The organism is Leclercia sp. 1548 (genome assembly GCF_050435045.1).
Lineage (GTDB): Bacteria > Pseudomonadota > Gammaproteobacteria > Enterobacterales > Enterobacteriaceae > Enterobacter > Enterobacter adecarboxylatus.
Genome location: NZ_JBNDJP010000005.1, coordinates 282,419 through 303,486 on the forward strand (window position 1 = coordinate 282,419; position 21,068 = coordinate 303,486).

19 protein-coding genes are annotated in these 21,068 nt (G+C 53.0%); 8 read left to right on the top strand and 11 right to left on the bottom strand.

The window, feature by feature from the left end; genetic code table 11:
• The first annotated feature begins 371 nt into the window (after nt 1–371).
• Both gltB and ABIE02_RS15900 read left to right on the top strand, forming a co-directional pair.
• Entirely contained in the window at nt 372–4,832 is a 4,461-nt protein-coding gene (gltB, locus tag ABIE02_RS15895; RefSeq protein ID WP_234548603.1) for a glutamate synthase large subunit, read from the top strand.
• Nucleotides 4,833–4,977: 145 nt separating this feature from the next.
• A complete protein-coding gene (locus tag ABIE02_RS15900) occupies nt 4,978–6,396 on the top strand; it encodes a glutamate synthase small subunit (protein WP_032614517.1) in 1,419 nt (472 codons plus the stop codon).
• Between the two features lie 37 nt (nt 6,397–6,433).
• Here ABIE02_RS15900 and ABIE02_RS15905 read toward each other — a convergent pair whose 3' ends face one another.
• From ABIE02_RS15905 to zapE, 9 genes are all read right to left on the bottom strand, one after another.
• Entirely contained in the window at nt 6,434–6,985 is a 552-nt protein-coding gene (locus ABIE02_RS15905; protein ID WP_032614519.1) for a hypothetical protein, read from the bottom strand.
• On the bottom strand, nt 6,982–9,408 hold the full coding sequence (locus ABIE02_RS15910) for a fimbrial biogenesis outer membrane usher protein (protein WP_191152155.1): 2,427 nt from the start codon (nt 9,406–9,408) through the stop codon (nt 6,982–6,984). The genes ABIE02_RS15905 and ABIE02_RS15910 overlap by 4 nt, the downstream gene beginning before the upstream one ends.
• Before the next feature lie 6 nt (nt 9,409–9,414).
• On the bottom strand, nt 9,415–10,122 hold the full coding sequence (locus ABIE02_RS15915) for a fimbria/pilus chaperone family protein (protein ID WP_032614524.1): 708 nt from the start codon (nt 10,120–10,122) through the stop codon (nt 9,415–9,417).
• An 88-nt stretch (nt 10,123–10,210) separates the two neighbouring features.
• A complete protein-coding gene (locus ABIE02_RS15920; RefSeq protein WP_127472197.1) occupies nt 10,211–10,405 on the bottom strand; it encodes a hypothetical protein in 195 nt (64 codons plus the stop codon).
• Between the two features lie 406 nt (nt 10,406–10,811).
• Entirely contained in the window at nt 10,812–11,303 is a 492-nt protein-coding gene (sspB, locus tag ABIE02_RS15925; RefSeq protein WP_032614637.1) for a ClpXP protease specificity-enhancing factor, read from the bottom strand.
• Nucleotides 11,304–11,308: 5 nt separating this feature from the next.
• Nucleotides 11,309–11,947 carry a stringent starvation protein SspA gene (sspA, locus tag ABIE02_RS15930; RefSeq protein ID WP_059307097.1) on the bottom strand — a complete coding sequence of 213 codons (639 nt, stop codon included), beginning with the start codon at nt 11,945–11,947 and terminating at the stop codon, nt 11,309–11,311.
• Between the two features lie 312 nt (nt 11,948–12,259).
• On the bottom strand, nt 12,260–12,652 hold the full coding sequence (rpsI, locus tag ABIE02_RS15935) for a 30S ribosomal protein S9 (protein ID WP_003025138.1): 393 nt from the start codon (nt 12,650–12,652) through the stop codon (nt 12,260–12,262).
• A 15-nt stretch (nt 12,653–12,667) separates the two neighbouring features.
• Nucleotides 12,668–13,096, bottom strand: a complete 429-nt coding sequence (gene rplM, locus ABIE02_RS15940; RefSeq protein ID WP_024551131.1) for a 50S ribosomal protein L13 — start codon at nt 13,094–13,096, stop codon at nt 12,668–12,670.
• A gap of 290 nt (nt 13,097–13,386) precedes the next feature.
• Nucleotides 13,387–14,511, bottom strand: coding sequence for a cell division protein ZapE (gene zapE, locus ABIE02_RS15945; RefSeq protein WP_032614530.1), 1,125 nt, complete (start codon nt 14,509–14,511; stop codon nt 13,387–13,389).
• Nucleotides 14,512–14,701: 190 nt separating this feature from the next.
• Between zapE and zapG the strand changes: the two genes are divergently transcribed.
• From zapG to degS, 3 genes are all read left to right on the top strand, one after another.
• Nucleotides 14,702–15,100, top strand: coding sequence for a Z-ring associated protein ZapG (zapG, locus tag ABIE02_RS15950; RefSeq protein WP_032614532.1), 399 nt, complete (start codon nt 14,702–14,704; stop codon nt 15,098–15,100).
• Between the two features lie 170 nt (nt 15,101–15,270).
• Nucleotides 15,271–16,635 (top strand): serine endoprotease DegQ, encoded by a 1,365-nt coding sequence (gene degQ, locus ABIE02_RS15955; protein WP_059307095.1) that lies wholly within the window; start codon nt 15,271–15,273, stop codon nt 16,633–16,635.
• An 88-nt stretch (nt 16,636–16,723) separates the two neighbouring features.
• Nucleotides 16,724–17,791, top strand: a complete 1,068-nt coding sequence (degS, locus tag ABIE02_RS15960; RefSeq protein ID WP_032614536.1) for an outer membrane-stress sensor serine endopeptidase DegS — start codon at nt 16,724–16,726, stop codon at nt 17,789–17,791.
• A gap of 68 nt (nt 17,792–17,859) precedes the next feature.
• On the opposite strand, the gene mdh is transcribed toward degS, so the two are convergent.
• On the bottom strand, nt 17,860–18,798 hold the full coding sequence (mdh, locus tag ABIE02_RS15965) for a malate dehydrogenase (RefSeq protein ID WP_032614538.1): 939 nt from the start codon (nt 18,796–18,798) through the stop codon (nt 17,860–17,862).
• A 404-nt stretch (nt 18,799–19,202) separates the two neighbouring features.
• Between mdh and argR the strand changes: the two genes are divergently transcribed.
• The 3 genes from argR to yhcN (ABIE02_RS15980) all read left to right on the top strand — a co-directional run bounded on the left by argR (nt 19,203) and on the right by yhcN (ABIE02_RS15980) (nt 20,694).
• Nucleotides 19,203–19,673, top strand: a complete 471-nt coding sequence (gene argR, locus ABIE02_RS15970; protein ID WP_032614540.1) for a transcriptional regulator ArgR — start codon at nt 19,203–19,205, stop codon at nt 19,671–19,673.
• A 377-nt stretch (nt 19,674–20,050) separates the two neighbouring features.
• Nucleotides 20,051–20,314 (top strand): peroxide/acid stress response protein YhcN, encoded by a 264-nt coding sequence (yhcN, locus tag ABIE02_RS15975; RefSeq protein ID WP_032614542.1) that lies wholly within the window; start codon nt 20,051–20,053, stop codon nt 20,312–20,314.
• A gap of 113 nt (nt 20,315–20,427) precedes the next feature.
• Nucleotides 20,428–20,694 carry a peroxide/acid stress response protein YhcN gene (gene yhcN / locus ABIE02_RS15980; RefSeq protein ID WP_032614544.1) on the top strand — a complete coding sequence of 89 codons (267 nt, stop codon included), beginning with the start codon at nt 20,428–20,430 and terminating at the stop codon, nt 20,692–20,694.
• Nucleotides 20,695–20,750: 56 nt separating this feature from the next.
• On the opposite strand, the gene ABIE02_RS15985 is transcribed toward yhcN (ABIE02_RS15980), so the two are convergent.
• Nucleotides 20,751–21,023, bottom strand: coding sequence for a barstar family protein (locus ABIE02_RS15985; protein ID WP_032614547.1), 273 nt, complete (start codon nt 21,021–21,023; stop codon nt 20,751–20,753).
• Nucleotides 21,024–21,068 lie beyond the last annotated feature (45 nt).

Genomic DNA, 21,068 nt, shown 5'->3' on the forward strand with positions numbered 1-21,068 from the left:
CATCCCTAAAGCCCACAGCAAGGTTACAAGGATGTGAAACTGACTAAATAACTAATTAAATCAGACAAATAACCTTCCTTTAGCACATTTTTGTATAAATAAGATTGCCATTTGACCTGTGTACGGATTCCCGATAAGTTGGAAATCCGCTGGAAGCTTTCTGGATGAGCAGCCTGCTCATCATATTTATGCAGTAGTTGAGATTCCCTCTGAAGCAAGTCCTCAAACTTGTTTGACCTGTGTGAAAAGGATATTAAGAGGGCGAATGCGAGGTACGCGTATGAAACGCAAACCCCGTCGCCGCGCTCTTGCTGTGCCTGTGCGCCACGGTCCAGAGAGAAGTCCCGAAGAGCCTGGGGAGGTTCACTGATATGTTGTACGATAAATCCCTTGAGAAGGATAACTGTGGTTTCGGCCTGATCGCCCACATAGAAGGCGAACCTAGCCACAAGGTAGTGCGTACCGCTATACACGCACTGGCCCGTATGCAGCACCGTGGCGCTATCCTTGCGGATGGTAAAACCGGCGACGGTTGCGGTCTGCTGCTGCAAAAACCGGATCGTTTCTTTCGCATCGTGGCGGAAGAGCGCGGCTGGCGTTTAGCCAAAAACTACGCTGTCGGCATGCTGTTCCTGAATCAGGACGCAGAAAAAGCAGCCGTCTCACGCCGCATCGTCGAAGAAGAACTTCAACGCGAAACCCTGTCTATCGTTGGCTGGCGCGACGTGCCCACTAACGAAGGGGTACTCGGTGAAATCGCCCTCTCCTCGCTGCCTCGTATCGAGCAAATCTTTGTCAACGCGCCTGCGGGCTGGCGTCCACGTGATATGGAACGCCGTCTGTTTATCGCCCGTCGCCGCATTGAAAAACGCCTGCAGGACGATAAAGAGTTCTACGTTTGTAGCCTCTCGAACCTGGTGAACATCTATAAAGGTCTGTGTATGCCGGCTGACCTGCCGCGCTTCTACCTGGACCTGGCGGACCTGCGTCTGGAATCGGCCATTTGCCTGTTCCACCAGCGCTTCTCCACCAACACCGTACCACGCTGGCCGCTGGCTCAGCCGTTCCGCTATCTGGCGCACAACGGCGAAATCAACACCATCACCGGTAACCGCCAGTGGGCTCGCGCACGTACCTATAAATTCCAGACCCCGCTGATCCCGGATCTGCACGACGCTGCGCCGTTCGTCAACGAAACCGGCTCTGACTCCAGCTCAATGGATAACATGCTGGAACTGCTGCTGGCAGGCGGGATGGATATCGTTCGCGCCATGCGCCTGCTGGTTCCGCCAGCCTGGCAGAACAACCCGGATATGGATCCTGAGCTGCGGTCCTTCTTCGACTTTAACTCCATGCACATGGAGCCGTGGGATGGTCCGGCAGGTATCGTGATGTCTGATGGTCGCTTTGCGGCCTGTAACCTCGACCGTAATGGTCTGCGCCCGGCGCGCTACGTCATTACTAAAGACAAGCTGATCACCTGCGCCTCTGAAGTGGGGATCTGGGACTACCAGCCTGACGAAGTGGTCGAAAAAGGCCGTGTAGGGCCGGGCGAGCTAATGGTGATCGACACCCGCGGCGGTCGCATCCTGCACTCCGCGGAAACCGATAACGATCTGAAAAGCCGTCATCCGTACAAAGAGTGGATGGAGAAAAACGTTCGCCGTCTGGTGCCGTTTGAAGATCTGCCGGATCAGGACGTGGGCAGCCGCGAACTGGATGACGATACCCTCGCCAGCTACCAGAAACAGTTTAACTACAGCGCGGAAGAGCTGGACTCCGTTATCCGCGTGTTGGGTGAAAACGGCCAGGAAGCGGTCGGCTCCATGGGTGATGATACCCCGTTTGCCGTGCTCTCCAGTCAGCCGCGAATCATTTACGACTACTTCCGTCAGCAGTTCGCGCAGGTGACCAACCCGCCGATCGATCCGCTGCGTGAAGCGCACGTGATGTCGCTGGCCACCAGCATCGGTCGTGAGATGAACGTCTTCTGTGAAGCCGAAGGCCAGGCCCACCGCCTGACCTTTAAGTCACCGATCCTGCTGTACTCCGATTTCAAACAGCTCACCACCATGCAAGAGGAGCACTACCGCGCTGACACGCTCGACATCACTTTCGACGTGACCGAAACCACCCTCGAAGAGACGGTGAATGCGCTGTGTGACAAAGCGGAACAGATGGTACGTAACGGTACCGTGCTGCTGGTGCTGTCCGACCGCAATATCGCGAAAAACCGTCTGCCGGTTCCGGCGCCTATGGCCGTCGGGGCTATCCAGACGCGTCTGGTCGATAAGAGCCTGCGCTGCGATGCCAACATCATTGTGGAAACCGCCAGTGCGCGCGATCCGCACCACTTCGCAGTGCTGCTGGGCTTTGGTGCAACGGCGATTTACCCGTACCTCGCCTACGAAACCCTGGCAAAACTAGTTGATAGTCAGGCCATCGAGAAAGATTACCGTACCGTGATGCTGAACTACCGTAACGGCATCAACAAAGGTCTGTACAAGATCATGTCCAAGATGGGCATCTCGACCATCGCCTCTTACCGCTGCTCGAAGCTGTTCGAAGCCGTCGGTCTGCATGACGATGTTGCCGACCTCTGCTTCCAGGGCGTAATCAGCCGTATCGGCGGCGCGGACTTTAGCGACTTCCAGCAGGATCTGCTGAACCTCTCCAAACGCGCCTGGCTGGCACGTAAGCCGCTGGATCAGGGTGGACAGCTGAAGTATGTGCACGGTGGCGAATACCATGCCTATAACCCGGACGTGGTGCGCACCCTGCAACAGGCCGTTCAGAGCGGTGAGTACAGCGATTATCAGCAATATGCTGAGCTGGTGAACAACCGTCCGGCAGCCACGCTGCGCGATCTGCTGGCGCTGAACCCGGACGATACCGCGGTCAGCATCAATGAGGTTGAACCGGCGTCTGAACTGTTCAAACGTTTTGATACCGCCGCGATGTCTATCGGCGCACTCAGCCCGGAAGCCCACGAGGCGCTGGCAGAAGCGATGAACAGCATCGGCGGGAACTCCAACTCCGGTGAAGGCGGTGAAGATCCGGCGCGCTATGGCACGAACAAAGTGTCGCGCATCAAGCAGGTTGCTTCCGGTCGCTTCGGTGTGACCCCGGCGTACCTGGTCAATGCTGACGTAATTCAGATTAAAGTCGCTCAGGGTGCAAAACCGGGCGAAGGCGGTCAATTACCGGGTGACAAAGTGACCCCGTACATCGCCAAACTGCGCTACTCGGTACCGGGCGTGACGCTGATCTCCCCACCGCCGCACCACGATATTTACTCTATCGAGGATCTGGCGCAGCTGATTTTCGACCTGAAACAGGTCAACCCGAAAGCGATGATCTCCGTGAAGCTGGTTTCCGAGCCGGGCGTGGGCACTATCGCCACCGGTGTGGCAAAAGCCTACGCGGACCTGATCACCATCGCCGGTTACGACGGCGGCACCGGGGCCAGCCCGCTCTCCTCAGTGAAATACGCGGGTTGTCCATGGGAGCTTGGCCTGGTGGAAACTCAGCAGGCACTGGTGGCTAACGGTCTGCGTCACAAGATCCGTCTGCAGGTAGATGGCGGCCTGAAAACCGGCCTCGATATCATCAAAGCGGCGATTCTGGGTGCAGAAAGCTTCGGCTTCGGTACTGGCCCGATGGTGGCGCTGGGCTGTAAATATCTGCGTATTTGTCACCTGAACAACTGCGCAACCGGCGTTGCAACTCAGGACGAAAAACTGCGTAAGAACCACTACCACGGCCTGCCGTTCAAAGTGACCAACTACTTTGACTTCATCGCCCGCGAAACACGCGAGCTGATGGCGCAGCTGGGCGTGACGCGTCTGGTGGATCTGATTGGCCGTACCGACCTGCTGACAGAGCTGGAAGGATTCACGGCTAAGCAGCAGAACCTGAAGCTGTCCCGCCTGCTGGAAACGGCTGAACCGCATCCGGGCAAAGCGGTGTACTGCACCGAGAATAACCCGCCGTTCGACAATGGCGTGCTGAACGCTCAGCTGTTGCAACAGGCGAAGCCATTTGTGGATGACAAGCAGAGCAAAACCTTCTGGTTTGATATTCGCAACACCGATCGTTCAGTCGGCGCAACGCTCTCGGGTTACATCGCACAGACGCACGGCGACCAGGGTCTGGCTGCCGATCCGATTACCGCTCACTTCAGCGGTACCGCAGGTCAGAGCTTCGGCGTGTGGAATGCCGGTGGCGTTGAGCTGTACCTGACTGGCGATGCCAACGACTACGTCGGTAAAGGCATGGCGGGCGGTCTGCTGGCGGTGCGTCCTCCGGTCGGCTCTGCCTTCCGCAGCTGCGATGCCAGCATCATCGGCAACACCTGTCTGTACGGTGCTACCGGTGGTCGTCTGTTTGCTGCAGGTCGTGCAGGTGAGCGTTTTGCGGTGCGTAACTCCGGTGCCATCACCGTGGTGGAAGGTATCGGCGATAACGGCTGTGAATACATGACCGGCGGTATTGTCTGCGTGCTGGGCAAAACCGGCGTTAACTTCGGGGCAGGTATGACCGGTGGTTTCGCCTATGTCCTGGACGAAAGCGGTGATTTCCGCAAACGCGTGAACCCGGAGCTGGTGGAAGTGCTGGATGTTGAAACCCTGGCGATCCATGAAGAGCACCTGCGCGGTTTGATCACCGAGCACGTGCATCATACCGGTTCCGTGCGCGGCGAAGAGATTCTGGCGAACTGGCCAGCGTTCTCTGCGAAATTCGCGCTGGTTAAACCGAAGTCCAGCGATGTTAAAGCCCTGTTGGGTCACCGTAGTCGTAGCGCAGCAGAGCTGCGTGTGCAGGCGCAGTAAATCTGGATTTAGCGGGCGTCATTGTCGCAGTGAGTCTGGACACGGACAGCGCGCAAGACCCGCAGCGTACGCGAGGAGTCTGAGCACTGCCCAGGTCCAGAATCACAAGAAAAATAGCCCGATGAATCAGATTTGAGGAATTTAGATGAGCCAGAATGTATACCAGTTTATCGACCTGCAGCGTGTGGATCCGCCGAAGAAGCCGCTGAAGATCCGTAAAATTGAATTTGTTGAAATCTACGAGCCGTTTTCTGAAGGTCAGGCTAAAGCACAGGCAGACCGCTGCCTGTCCTGCGGCAACCCGTACTGCGAGTGGAAGTGTCCGGTGCATAACTACATCCCGAACTGGCTGAAGCTGGCCAACGAAGGGCGTATTTTTGAAGCCGCCGAGTTGTCTCACCAGACCAACACCTTGCCGGAAGTGTGCGGCCGCGTGTGTCCTCAGGATCGTCTGTGTGAAGGCTCCTGTACTCTGAACGACGAGTTCGGTGCGGTAACCATCGGCAACATCGAACGCTACATCAACGATAAAGCGTTTGAGATGGGCTGGCGCCCGGACATGACGGGTGTGCGTCAGACCGACAAACGCGTAGCGATCATCGGTGCCGGTCCGGCAGGCCTGGCCTGCGCTGACGTGCTGACCCGCAACGGGGTGAAAGCAGTGGTGTTCGACCGTCACCCGGAAATCGGCGGTCTGCTGACCTTCGGCATCCCGGCATTCAAGCTGGAAAAAGAGGTCATGACTCGCCGCCGTGAAATCTTCACCGGTATGGGCATTGAGTTCAAACTGAATGTGGAAGTGGGCCGTGATGTGCAGCTCGACGATCTGCTGAAAGATTACGACGCTGTGTTCCTGGGCGTTGGTACCTATCAGTCGATGCGTGGCGGACTGGAAAACGAAGATGCCAACGGCGTATTCGATGCCCTGCCGTTCCTGATTGCCAATACCAAGCAGATGATGGGTTACGGCGAAACCGCCGCTGAGCCATACGTCAGCATGGAAGGCAAACGCGTTGTCGTACTTGGCGGCGGTGATACCGCTATGGACTGCGTGCGTACCTCCATTCGTCAGAATGCCGCACACGTTATCTGTGCCTATCGTCGTGACGAAGAGAACATGCCTGGCTCTAAACGTGAAGTGAAAAACGCGCGTGAAGAGGGTGTGGAGTTCCAGTTCAACATCCAGCCACTGGGTATTGAAGTGAACGCCAACGGCAAAGTCAGCGGCGTGAAGATGGCGCGCACTGAGATGGGTGCGCCGGATGCAAAAGGCCGTCGTCGCGCAGAAATCGTTGCCGGTTCCGAGCACGTGATCCCGGCAGATGCCGTAGTGATGGCGTTTGGTTTCCGTCCTCACAGCATGGAGTGGCTGGCGAAGCACAGCGTCGAGCTGGATTCACAGGGCCGTATCATCGCCCCGGAAGGCAGCGATAATGCGTTCCAGACCAGCAACCCGAAAATCTTTGCCGGTGGTGATATCGTTCGCGGTTCCGACCTGGTGGTAACGGCGATTGCCGAAGGCCGTAAAGCGGCTGACGGGATTATGAATTACCTGGAAGTGTAATGAATATGGCCCGGCAAATGCCGGGCCATTTTTTTGCTTACTTCGAGAGGATTCGCCAGGTCAAATCGCTTTCCAGCGTGGTTTGATCCGAGATTCGTTTAAACGCGTTATCATTCAGCACCGGGAATAGCGTGACGGTAAAATTCATTTGCTGACCGCTGGGCACCTGGCCGTTTTCGACTGCAATTATCGCCTCGTTATTGCGGATAGAGAGCGATGGCGTGTCGTCTTTATCCGGGGTGAAATTTACCTGATCGGTTGTTTTACCCACGCTGTAGCTTTTACCGTCGAGCGTCAGGTTGCTCACTTTGATGGCCACGCCACCATTCTGCCCAAACAGGAAACGCCCTTTCTCACCTGCAGTCCCTTGCAGCAAGATTGCCATCTGCTTTTTATCCGGGCAAAAGACGCTGACACTGATATCTTTCTCCGGCATTTTATTCCAGCTTTGCTGGGTCAGGACGATGTTGTCACGGCGTATCTGGTGATAATCCACCACCTGCTGGGAGAGCGTTATCTGGCAATCATCAGCATAAGAAAGACACGGTAAAGCAAGCAGTAATAACGCTGCCAGACGTTGAACGTTCATCGACATACTCCGTTAACTTCCTCATAAAACGTGTCTTCGTCATGCTTCTCAGGAAGCGTAAAATTCAACTTACACAGACGATTGTTATTATCGTCCATGGCATAAAGCGCGGTAATTTGATCGGCATCGTTCAGGAACACATGCCCATCATCAACAACCGTGACGATATAGTTATTTTTACCATCCACCACGGATAAGCCTTTTTTAAGCGGCTTACCATCGGCCTGCTTAATACGTAACATCACGCGACGGCTGTTCAATACTTTGAAGCTCACTTCGCTGACAGAAGCATGTGCGGCAGCAATGTATTTCGTGCCGTTTGCCAGCGTCATACTCTGCGGCAATTTGTTCGCATCAACTTCTATACGGGAGTTACGCCACTCTATTAACCCTGGCACCACAGCCTGGCCCCAGTGATCGGTCCAGACGGTGCCCTGAGGTGTAGAGATTTCCACGCCCGCTTTCGGTTCGCTGAGTTTGGCAATCGCAAAGGTTTCCCTGATGGAATATGGCGAGAAGGTGACACCATCTTTATGCATGGCAATGCCGCCCGACAGCATCGCATTATAGTTACGCTGATTATCACCACTGGTACCGCCACCTACGCTCAACTGGGTGTAGTGCAGATTGGTGTTGATGTTGCCGTTAAAGCTGTTTTCGTTTGAATCGTTATCCCGGTCTGCTGAGATATAGTAATTGGTGTTTTCGCCCAGCGAACCGCTGTTTGCCAGACCATAACTGGTACTGTCACCCTGCTTGCGCATGTAAGAACTGAGGCTCTGAGTGCCCCCCAGCGGAATGCTCAGGTTTACATATAAGAGGTCTTCGTTCTGGTCATCATCGGTATCCCCTATTGCGCTTTGCCAGTTAACGTTAACCGAAGCGTATTTAAATGTTTTACCCCATGAGAGGAGTAAATAACGGGAATCCTGCCCATCGCCTGTCGCCTGGTTATAGTTAAAGCCCGCGCTAAATGTGCCTGCCAAAGATGTAGACCAGTTGAGGTTGGCAGCATAGCTGTTGTCATACCCGACATAATCATCATCCATCGCATCAGTCAGCTCGCGGTAATTACCGCTATAGTGGGCAACGCTCGCCGACAATCCCATATTTTCTGTTAGCGCGTAATCACTTTGCAGCTCGTTTTTAACGCCGTTATCGCTATCACCAAACTTGGCTTTACTGGCAGCCATACTGGTGGAGACGCCCCACCCTTCAGTGACCATAAATTCCGTTCGCGCACCTGCGGCCTGGTATTTCTCCGCTACGACACCGGATGCAAGGAGGTTCATCCAGGGCAGGATCCGCCAGCCATTGGAAACGTTGAAGACCATGGGATCGCTGTAGTCGCTCTCAATACTGCGCACCTGCCCTGCCGAGATTGTCAGGCCATTCGGGCGCGACAGGCGCTGCGATCTAACAGATGCGGCAGGTACGATGAAATGACTCGTTGACCCGTCTGTTTCAACGACCGTCACGTCAAGATCGACGTTATTGCGCACTATCGGTACATCATCAAGCGTGAAGGGGCCAGCTGGCACCAGGGTGTTAAAAATAAGGCGATTATTCTGTCTGATTTCAACACGCGCCTGTGGCGTACGCGCAATGCCGGATACGCTTATACCGGTGTAATCATGCTGTAAGCCATTGGTTGGCATCAGCTGCACACCCATGATAGGCACGCCGCTCAACACGTCTGACATGGCGTTAATTTCCCCCACCTGCATCGTCAAACGTTGAGGAACAAAGACGTGCTCCGCGTAGGTATAAATGCTCTCCGCGTTTCGATCACCATCATTATCTGTCAGGATATAACGGCTGCGCAGCGACCAGTCCATCGCATTAAAACCCGCTTCAAGACTTGCCTGAGAATACCTGCTACTGTCGCTATCGCTTCCTGTGTACTCACTTTTGGTGCTGAATAATGAGTAATTCAGCATGCCGGCTACACCACCATGCTGAAAGTTTTTGATGTCTGATGTCAGGCTATTAATCGCTTCTGGCGGCAGATATAACTCAACTGCTTCCTGATTGGGTAGCGCATTTATTACCGCCTGGGCGTAATCGCTGCGAATATCATGACAGGCTTCACCCGACTTGATGGAAACAGGCATGATTCCGGCAAACTCAAGAAAGTCGTTATCAACACACATAACGCCATCTTCGTTAAAACGAACCGCAGCCGTTCCACGCTCTTTGCCGTTCACTTTTACAGAAACAGAATGCGTCCCGGGTAAAAAACGGGGCGCTTCGGCAAAGTAGCGGTTAAGATCCGCACCCAGGCCACGCGATTTTAATATCCCCGTGTCAAAGGTAACTTCCCTCGCCTGTAACAAAGGTGAGTCGAGAAGTATCAGAGGTAATGCGCCGTAAATAACTGCGCGCACAAAAATTGCGAGGTGGCTTTTTTTACGCACCGCCATATTCCTTTATTTTTTATTTAGTTCCGATATGAAGCTAGGTACTTCTACGCCATAACGGCTGGCGGGGAAAAACTTGACTTGAGTGTTACCACTGACCGATTTGCCCACCGATGTAGTCATGCTTTCACCAGGCAAAATGTAGGTTTTTGGCAGCGTGCCAGAGATACCCGATGGCTGCAGAAGAACATTCGTAGCAAGGCGCACGACATATTTGCTCGGGTTTTTAACCGTAACGGATGAACCGGCTGTAGACCATTCAAGATCCTTCCAGGCATCGGTCACGACAGGGAGTTTTGCCGGTCGAATAAGTACTGGGAGATCCTGACGAATATTAATGCCAATTTTGATTTTTTTATCGTCACTCTTCGGTGGGATACCTTCGAAGGTGACACGTTTATAATGCTCAACCTCTAACGGTTTGCTCGTTTGCAGTAAAAAACGCAGCTGTTGAGTCTGTCCAGGTTCAAGGCGCACCACCGGCTGGGTAACAACCAGTTTTAAACCAATATCATCGGGAAGATCCACAACATTGGTATATAACAGGGAAGGATGACTATCCGTATTTTTTACGTTGATAGTACCGCTATGGGTCGCTTCATCAATGACCAGCAAACTGGTTTCAGGAACCATTCCTGCGGCATAGAGAGGAAACTGCGCAGAAAACAATGATAAAGCCAGTAAGGTTTTTATTGCCGGTTTATTAAAGCATAACATAGTAAAAATTCCTTAATAGCAAAAACATAACTGTCCGTGTTTAACGTGCTATTAAAAAAGAGTCGATAAAGGATAAGAACTCTTTTATTCAGAGCAAGCTCAATAAAAGAGAGTAATTACGGATAACACAGCTGAATATCAATTGATCACGCCGGTGATTATCAGCGGTGATCGCCTGACCGGTGGTATTATGAATAACCAAAGAGGCCGCTGCCGGGAATACTGCACGACTAAAAGGGTGCGGCTCAGGGCTAACTGCCGTTGCAACCGTAAAATCACGCATGTTGTATACCTGAGCAGAACCTTTTTCATTTGTTAATCCTTAACGTATGAATAAGTTAGATGCAAATATAAAACGATATATCTACTACTGCTGTAACAAGATGCTGGATAGCATGTGACTATAATATCCGCTGAATATATAGATTCAACTTAGCAATATTAACTGCCTGTTTTAGATTAACTCAAATGATAGTCAGCAATAATATTTTTAGAGATAATAAGGGATAAGAGCAAAATATATATTCATTTCACAATTATTTATTAGGTCAATTTTCGCAAATTTTTGAGTTGAATAACGCTAATACATTCATATTGCTGATTAAAAAACGCAACTCCCAAGTATACTATGCAAAAAAAATACCCAGCCGATTGATATCAGGCTGGGTATTTATCTCTTTAACTGCAGACTATTTTACGACCCGGAGTGCCGGTCGGCCACCACGCGGCGGTGGTTCATCATCAGGATCGTCATTATGATCGGGTTTATCGCCATCAATGACCGACATAACGGTTTCGCTTTCGCTCTCCGTTGCGCCGTTTTCATCATTCAGGCTGGTAACCTCTTCATCGTAAGCTGCTTCCGGCTCAAACATGGTGCCAGCACCGTTTTCACGGGCATAGATGGCCAATACAGCAGCCAACGGCACGGACACCTGGCGCGGCACGCCGCCAAAACGGGCATTAAAGCGAACTTCATCGTTCGCCAGCTCCAGGCCACCGACTGCGCGCGGTGCAATGTTCAGTACGATTTGCCCGTCACGTGCATATTCCATAGGAACCTGCACGCCCGGTAACGTCACATCCACAACCAGGTGCGGCGTGAGCTGGTTATCCAGCAACCATTCATAGAAGGCACGCAGCAGATATGGACGGCGCGGAGAAAGCTGTGACATTTCCACAATCATTAACCCCGGCCGAGACGCATTTCACGTTCAGCTTCAGTCAGAGAAGCAAGGAAAGAGTCGCGTTCGAAGACACGCGTCATGTAGCCTTTAAGCTCTTTTGCTCCCGGGCCGCTAAACTCCACGCCCAGAATCGGCAGACGCCACAGCAGCGGAGCCAGGTAGCAATCGACCAGGCTGAACTCGTCGCTCAGGAAGAACGGACGTTGACCGAATACTGGCGCAATCGCCAGCAGTTCTTCACGCAACTGTTTACGCGCAGCATCGGCTTCGGATGAAGAACCGTTCACGATGACGTTCATCAGCGTATACCAGTCTTTCTCGATACGCTGCATGTACAGGCGGCTTTCACCACGCGCAACCGGGTAAACCGGCATCAGCGGCGGATGAGGGAAACGCTCATCCAGATATTCCATAATGATACGGGATTCCCACAGGGTCAGCTCACGATCCACCAGCGTTGGTACGCTCTGGCTTGGATTGAGATCGATCAGATCCTGAGGCGGGTTATCCTTTTCCACATGCTCGATCTCAAAACTGACACCCTTCTCGGCCAGCACGATACGAACCTGATGGCTATAAATGTCAGTAGGACCAGAAAACAGCGTCATTACCGAACGTTTGTTGGCAGCGACAGCCATGAAAACCTCCAGGTATATTCAGAATTTTTACTGCTACCAGCCATACAGGCTAGCCAGATGTTTTGTTGTCCATCCCTGAGAACGTCTCCTCTTGTTCAAAAAGAGAACAAAAATCGAGCATTCACCGTTATTTGGACAGAAAAGTGGATGATAGTTTACCAGATTTTGCGGCCTTTGTGGTGAGGGGATTCTGGAAATGCGGAAAAAGAGCGCAGAAAGGGGGGCGCCGTGTGGATAACCTATGCGGTAGCCATAAAAAAACCCGCCGAAGCGGGTTTTTCGCCAATTGTTGTCTGCCGAAGCAGAAACCAATTAACGCTTGGAGAACTGTGGACGACGACGTGCTTTACGCAGACCGACTTTCTTACGTTCAACCTGACGAGCATCACGAGTAACGAAGCCAGCTTTACGCAGTTCGCCACGCAGGGACTCATCGTACTCCATCAGAGCGCGGGTGATACCGTGACGGATCGCACCAGCCTGACCAGAGATACCACCACCTTTAACGGTGATGTACAGATCCAGTTTCTCAACCATGTCGACCAGTTCCAGCGGCTGACGAACTACCATGCGGGCAGTTTCACGACCGAAGTACTGTTCCAGAGAACGTTGGTTGATAACGATTTTACCACTGCCCGGTTTGATGAACACGCGAGCGGCGGAGCTTTTGCGGCGACCAGTGCCGTAGTATTGATTTTCAGCCATTGCCTATAATCCCGATTAGATGTCAAGAACTTGCGGTTGCTGTGCCGCGTGGTTGTGCTCGTTACCTGCGTAAACTTTCAGTTTACGGTACATAGCACGACCCAGCGGGCCTTTTGGCAGCATGCCTTTAACCGCGATTTCAATCACACGCTCAGGACGGCGGGCAATCATCTCTTCAAAGGTCGCTTGTTTGATACCGCCGATGTGGCCGGTGTGGTGATAGTACACTTTGTCAGTACGCTTGTTGCCGGTTACAGCAACTTTGTCAGCGTTCAGAACGATGATGTAATCACCGGTATCTACGTGCGGAGTGTATTCCGCTTTATGCTTACCGCGCAGGCGACGAGCCAGTTCGGTAGCCAGACGGCCCAGAGTTTTACCGGTCGCGTCAACAACATACCAGTCGCGTTTTACGGTTTCTGGTTTAGCTGTAAAAGTTTTCATTAAAAGCTTACCCAAATAAATAAGTTACACGTTGGTGAACACCCAAACGTTTAGTAGTTGAGGTTCACACGACATTGTCCAGCAAACCTACCCCTTCGAATAGCCTATGCCGGCGCAGAGAAAGTTTTGGGAAAAAAACCTTCTTGTAACGTGGGGTCGCAAGATTATAGAGAAGTCAGGGGTAAAGATCGACCCCTAATTGTGATTTGACGCGGGTTTTTCCGGGGGTAGGGAAAGTCCGGGCTGTCGCCCTCACCCCGGCCCTCTTCCACGAGGAGAGGACCGCAGTCTTAAGGCATATGCTCGCGCTTCAGGTACTCTTCGCTTTGCATTTCCTGCAGGCGTGACAGGCAGCGCTGGAACTCAAACTTCAGCCGCTCCCCCTGATAGATCTCATATAAAGGCACAGCGGCGCTCACCACCAGCTTGACGTGGCGTTCGTAAAACTCATCAACCAGTGCGATAAAACGCCGGGCTTCGCTCTCCATCAGCCTGGTCATCACCGGAACATCGAAAAGCATCACCGTATGGAAAAGGCGCGAGAGCGCAATATAGTCGTGCTGACTGCGGGCATCGACACACAGGGTCGCAAACGATACGGCGAGTGTCTGATTGACGACACCCAGCGTTTGCAGCGGGCGATGGTTCACTTCCAGCACGGGGGCGTTACCCCGCTCGGCCCCTGCCAGCATCAGCCACAGCTTGTCCATCTGCTGCTGCGTGCCGTCGTTTAACGGTGAAATCCACAGATGGGCCTGGGTCAGGGTACGCAGGCGATAATCGACGCCAGCATCAACATTCATAATGTCGCAATGCTCTTTTATAGCATCGATGGCGGGCAGGAAACGGGCGCGTTGCAGGCCGTTACGGTACAACTCATCCGGTGGAATGTTGGAGGTCGCCACCAGCGTAATGCCGCGGGCAAATAGCGCTTTCATCAGCCCGCCCAACAGCATGGCGTCAGTAATATCCGAAACAAAAAACTCATCAAAGCACAGCACGTCGGTTTCGGCTTTGAAGCGCTCGGCAACGATATCCAGCGGATCGCTCTGCCCCTGCAGGGCCGTCAGCTCTTCATGTACCCGCAGCATAAAGCGGTGAAAATGCAGGCGCTGCTTACGTGTTCCCGGCAGGCTTTGGTAAAAAAGATCCATCAGCCAGGTTTTGCCGCGGCCAACACCTCCCCACATATATAGGCCGCGTACCGGCGTGACGCTTTGCGGCGCTTTCTTTCCCAGCAGTCTTCCAAACGCGGCTTTCAGTCCTCCCGCAGGCGCAGCCTCGGTCGGCTGGGTGGTCAGCGCCTGCCAGATGCTATCCAGACGCCTTACGGCTTCACGCTGTACATCATCTGGCTGGTGAGAACCCTCATTCAGGGCCTGTTGGTAACGCGATGTTGGGGAAAGGCTTTGCATAATCTTATTGTTATTCCTTCAATTAATACCCGCCAGCCTGTTCAGTTGGCGAAAAAAAGGCCGTTCTACAGTACGCGATGATGCGGTGGGATTCCACTTCTAAGGAAATAGCGGTTATAGTGGCATAATCAGGCGCAGGCATGAAGCCGAGCCAACACCCTACGGAACCACAAGACAACGGGAGAAGTTCATGACCTGGGAATATGCGCTAATTGGTTTAGTCGTCGGCATCGCTATCGGTGCCGTGGCCATGCGTTTTGGAAATCGCAAATTGCGCCAGCAACAGGCTTTGCAGTACGAACTGGAAAAGAACAAAGCTGAACTGGAAGAGTATCGCGAAGAGCTGGTGAGCCACTTCGCCCAGAGCGCCGAGCTGCTGGACAACATGGCCCATGATTATCGTAAGCTTTATCAGCATATGGCGAAAAGCTCCAGCAACCTGCTGCCGGAAATGAGCGCGGAAAACAATCCGTTCCGCAACCGCCTGGCAGAGTCCGAAGCGGGTAACGATCAGGCGCCCGTACAGATGCCACGTGATTACTCCGAAGGCGCATCCGGCCTGCTGCGTGGTGGCGCAAAGCGCGATTAATCGCACTTCATAAATAAATTTTACGGGCGCAGCCCTTGCGCCCGTCCTTTCTTCCCGTCCCCAGCTATTATTTAGTCAAACACCTCATTGTTCAGCGTTTTAAAATTCAATAACATCAGACTGTTTCAGGATTGTTATTCCTCCATTCCAGGTTGCGAGAGCCAGCATAAATGAACAAAAAAAATCAGCTGTTGAGCGCGTTAGCATTGAGTATCGGATTATCGCTGTCGGCATCGTATCCGGCGGCGGCAGCAATCCCTTCGCAGGTTCCGGGCCAGGCTGCGCTCCCGAGCCTTGCCCCGATGCTGGAAAAAGTCCTGCCCGCGGTGGTTAGCGTGCAGGTGGAAGGCACCGCCGTGCAAAGCCAGCGCATCCCGGAAGAGCTGAAAAAGTATTTCGGCGATGATGCCCCTGATCAAGCACAGCCTTTTGAAGGACTGGGCTCCGGGGTCGTGATCGACGCTGCGAAAGGCTATGTCCTGACCAATAACCATGTCATCAGCCATGCGGATAAAATCAGTGTCCAGATGAATGATGGTCGTGAGTTCGATGCCAAGCTGATTGGCGGGGACGATCAGAGCGATATCGCCCTGCTGCAGTTGCAGAACCCCACCGGCCTGACGCAGATCGCCATCGCGGATTCCGACAAACTGCGCGTCGGGGACTTCGCCGTCGCGGTAGGTAACCCCTTCGGTCTGGGCCAGACGGCCACTTCTGGCATCGTCTCCGCGCTGGGTCGCAGTGGTCTGAACCTCGAAGGGCTGGAAAACTTTATCCAGACCGACGCCTCCATTAACCGCGGTAACTCCGGCGGCGCGCTGTTGAACCTGAATGGAGAGCTGATCGGTATTAACACCGCCATTCTGGCTCCCGGCGGCGGCAGCGTGGGAATTGGTTTCGCCATCCCCAGCAATATGGCCCGTACGCTGGCACAGCAGCTGATTGATTTTGGCGAAGTGAAACGCGGCTTGCTGGGCATCAAAGGCACGGAAATGAGCGCGGATATCGCCAAAGCGTTCAACCTGAACGTGCAGCGCGGCGCCTTCGTCAGTGAAGTGTTACCTAATTCCGGCTCGGCAAAAGCGGGCGTCAAATCCGGGGACGTGATCGTCAGCCTGAATGATAAACCGTTAAGCAGCTTTGCCGAACTGCGCTCGCGCATCGCCACCACGGAACCTGGCGCCACGGTTAAGCTCGGCATTTTACGTGACGGTAAACCGCTGGACCTGCAGGTCACGCTGGACAAAAGCACCTCTTCATCCGCCAGCGCAGAGATGATTGCCCCGGCGCTGCAAGGAGCGACCTTAAGCGACGGGCAGCTGAAAGACGGCACGAAAGGCATCACCCTCGACAGCGTCGAGAAGAGCAGCCCTGCCGCGCAGGCCGGTCTGCATGAGAATGATGTGATCATCGGGGTGAACCGCGTTCGCGTACAGTCCATTGCCGAAATGCGCAAAGTGCTGGCAGGCAAACCTTCCGTTATTGCCCTCCAGATCGTGCGCGGTAACGACACGCTTTATATTCTGCTGCGTTAAGCCTGTACGCATCCGGACATCACCCCGTGTGATGTCCGGATAAGTCATGCTATGCTGCTTGCGATCTTCCCTTAACGACGCCCGTATCATGGTTTTAAAGCTCATTCGTTCGGTCGCCATCGGCCTGGTTGTAGGTGGCCTGTTACTGGTCGCGATGCCCTCTTTACGTCAGTTCAATCAGCTGGCTGCGCCGCAATTCGATAGCGCAGATGAAACGCCTGCCAGCTACAACCAGGCAGTGCGCCGTGCTGCCCCTGCGGTGGTTAACGTCTATAACCGTGGACTTAACAGCACCAGCCATAATCAACTGGAGATCCGCACGCTGGGGTCCGGGGTGATCATGGATGAACGCGGCTACATCATTACCAACAAACATGTGATCAATGATGCCGACCAGATTATCGTTGCCCTCCAGGATGGCCGCGTCTTTGAGGCGCTGCTGGTGGGGTCGGACAGTTTAACCGACCTGGCAGTACTCAAAATTAACGCCACGGGCGGCCTGCCGGTGATCCCTATTAATCGTAAGCGCATTCCGCACATCGGTGACGTGGTGCTGGCTATCGGTAACCCTTATAACCTCGGGCAGACCATTACTCAGGGGATTATTAGCGCGACCGGGCGTATTGGCCTGAACCCTTCCGGGCGACAGAACTTCCTGCAAACGGACGCCTCCATTAACCACGGTAACTCCGGCGGTGCGCTGGTGAACTCAGTGGGTGAGCTGATGGGTATCAATACGCTCTCCTTTGATAAAAGCAACGACGGAGAAACACCTGAAGGCATCGGCTTTGCCATTCCGTTCCAGCTGGCCAACAAGATTATGGATAAGCTCATTCGCGACGGACGCGTGATCCGTGGCTACATTGGTATTGGCGGGCGTGAGATTGCTCCACTGCATACCCAGGGTGGCGGCATCGATCAGATTCAGGGCATTGTGGTGAACGAAGTCACCTCCGGCGGCCCGGCGGCAGAAGCAGGCATTAAGGTCAATGATGTGATTGTCTCGGTGAACGGTAAACCGGCGTTGTCGGCTCTGGAGACCATGGATCAAGTGGCTGAAATCAGGCCTGGCTCCATCATTCCGGTAGAAGTGATGCGGGATGATAAGAAACTGACGCTACAGGTGACCATTCAGGAATACCCCGCCACCAACTGAGTGTGCAGACATAAAAAAACCGGAGCCATCGCTCCGGTTTTTTATTGCCCTGACGGGAAGTGAGTCGCTTACTTGTTAACGAACTCTTCGCCCAGGACGATATCGTTCTTCAGCGTGTCCAGCATACCGGCCATCGCCTGCTGCTCAAACGCGCTCAGGGTGCCGATAGATTTACGCTCTTCGATACCGTTTTTACCCAGCAGCAGCGGCTGAGAGAAGAAGCGTGCATGCTCGCCGTCGCCTTCAACGTACGCACATTCCACCACGCCCTGCTCGCCCTGCAGGGCGCGCACCAGAGACAGACCGAAACGTGCTGCGGCCTGGCCCATAGAGAGGGTTGCAGAGCCGCCACCCGCCTTCGCTTCCACCACTTCGGTGCCCGCGTTCTGAATGCGCTTGGTCAGGTCAGCTACTTCCTGCTCAGTGAAGCTCACGCCTGGGATCTGGGACAGCAGTGGCAGAATGGTCACGCCAGAGTGGCCGCCGATAACCGGAACTTCAAGCTCGGTTGGCTGTTTGCCTTTCAGTTCCGCTACAAAGGTGTTGGAGCGGATGATGTCCAGCGTAGTTACGCCAAACAGTTTGTTCTTGTCATACACGCCCGCTTTTTTCAGCACTTCCGCTGCGATAGCAACGGTGGTGTTAACCGGGTTAGTGATGATCCCGATGCAGGCTTTCGGGCAGGTGGTCGCCACTTGCTGGATCAGGTTTTTAACGATACCGGCATTCACGTTGAACAGGTCGGAACGATCCATACCTGGTTTACGTGCTACGCCTGCGGAGATCAGCACAACGTCTGCGCCTTCGAGCGCAGGGCGGGCATCTTCACCGGAGAAGCCTTTGATTTTGACAGCCGTCGGGATGTGGCTCAGGTCAACCGCCACACCAGGGGTTACCGGGGCAATATCGTACAGAGAGAGTTCTGAGCCTGCAGGCAGCTGAGTTTTCAGTAGTAGGGCAAGCGCCTGGCCGATACCGCCAGCAGCGCCAAGGACTGCGACTTTCATCCTAAACTCCTTATTATGGTGAGCTAACTTTCTGTTACTCCGTCGCGGCGACCTTAATTCAGCAGATCAACAATTACAATCTTCACAGTGTGAGAATTAGCGGTCACGCACTTTTCGCATCTGCCGGAAGGCTATCAGGCGTTATGCGGTAACTAAGCAACGAATCAAGAGGGGGTTACAATACACCCACGCCAGCCACCAAAACAACATCAATTTGATAACATTTAATTTACTTTTAAGGTTATTTGCGAGGCGTGACGCAGGCATGTTCCTCGATAACGAATTTTGATAAAATCACTCCCTTTCATAACATTATTTCAGCCTAAGATTGGGCAGATAGTTTGCATAAAAATTCATCCATGTGCATAATAATGTTGTTTCTACCGCTATATTTCGGGTGATTTATGCGAATCTCTTCTAAACAAGAAGAATTGGTTAAAGCGTTTAAAGCGCTGCTTAAAGAAGAAAAGTTTAGTTCTCAGGGTGAGATCGTCCAGGCCTTACAGGAAGAAGGCTTCGAAAATATCAACCAGTCGAAAGTCTCCCGCATGTTAACCAAGTTTGGCGCGGTGCGTACCCGCAACGCCAAAATGGAGATGGTCTACTGTCTGCCTGCTGAACTGGGTGTACCAACAACCTCCAGCCCACTGAAAAATCTGGTGCTGGATATCGACTATAACGATGCCGTGGTGGTGATCCACACCAGTCCGGGTGCAGCCCAGTTGATTGCGCGTCTGCTCGACTCGCTCGGTAAAGCAGAAGGCATTCTTGGCACCATCGCCGGTGACGATACAATCTTCACGACCCCAGCCAATGGTTTCTCGGTAAAAGACCTCTACGAAGCTATTCTGGTCCTGTTCGAACAGGAACTCTGATCCTCTTCCCTGCTGCACATCGCAGCGGGGAATCTTCGGCTCCCGCCTCGTTTTGCCTTACAATCTGTTATCCACGCTTTAACAAATAGTGCGTTTTTCCACATCAATTCATTCATGCAGTGGATGATTCGTCCTGCGATCGCACGAATAATCAAATTGTAATATCTTTATGATTTTCCTGAATATTAAGCGCTTTAACACGCTTAACACCTGCTTTTTTATTCCCTTCAGTTATAAAAACCCCGATGCTTAATACGTGATTTCATAGGAAACAATTAGCATGGTATTAATTTTTGCCGTTATTAGTGTATACTTGATTTTGTGATGAGGGTCACGAAACGAAGACCCCAGTAAAGAATATGACGAGGAAGATAATCATGAAAATCAAAACTACCGTAGCCACACTAAGCATTCTGTCTGTTCTGTCTTTCGGTGCTTTTGCCGCCGATTCAATTAACGCCGATCAGGCCCAGACCCGTGAATCTATCGGTACTGTCTCTGTCGGTGCAATCGGTACTTCGCCGATGGACATGAATCAGATGCTGAACAAAAAAGCGCAGGAACAGGGTGCCTCCTCCTATCGCGTTATCGAAGCGCGTTCCGGTGACCACTGGCATGCTACTGCTGAGCTGTACAAATAAGTCGTACCGAGCATTAACCGTAATACCCGTTATCTCTGTTCAACGACACCAGGCATAAAAATAGCAGCATAACCCTTCTCGCCGTTGAACGTGCCCTGTAAGGAGTCAAGACTATGAACACGAAATTAATCATCGCCACCCTTGGTTTAGCTTCCGTTCTCTCATTTGGTGCCAGCGCAGCTGTGCATCAGGTCACCGCGGAGCAAGCGCAAGGTCTGCAATCACTGGGTAGCGTAGGCGTTACCGAAGTTGCCGGTTCGCCAATGGATGTCCGTCAGGCTCTGGCAGCAAAAGCAGAAAAAGCAGGCGCCAGCAGCTATCGCATCACCGAACTGAATACAGGTGACCACTGGCATGCCACGGCCGAACTGTACAAATAAACCCTCGTCGTATTGACCTACGACTTGCCCCTGCCTCGCAGGGGCTTTTTTTTTGCCTACGGGCGAACGTTAAAGCGAATCTGACCTTCCAGCTCTTCTTCTGCTTCATCAAACAGCAGGATCAGCGCCCCAAAGCGCCTGCGCAGCTTCTCCGGTAAATGGGTAAACTCGATTTCAAGCGGCAGCGGCAGTTGATTACCGGTGACGATCTCCCAGAGAGAATCCAGGTCCGTCACACTCTCTCGCGCGATGCCAAAGGTACGTGAAAACTCACGGTAAAAGTCTTCCTGACTGTCGATTTCATCAAAATCAAACGTATAAATATTCATTTCCCGCCACCCCGTCCAGGCGGGCGGCTGATGCCGCCCTGTCGA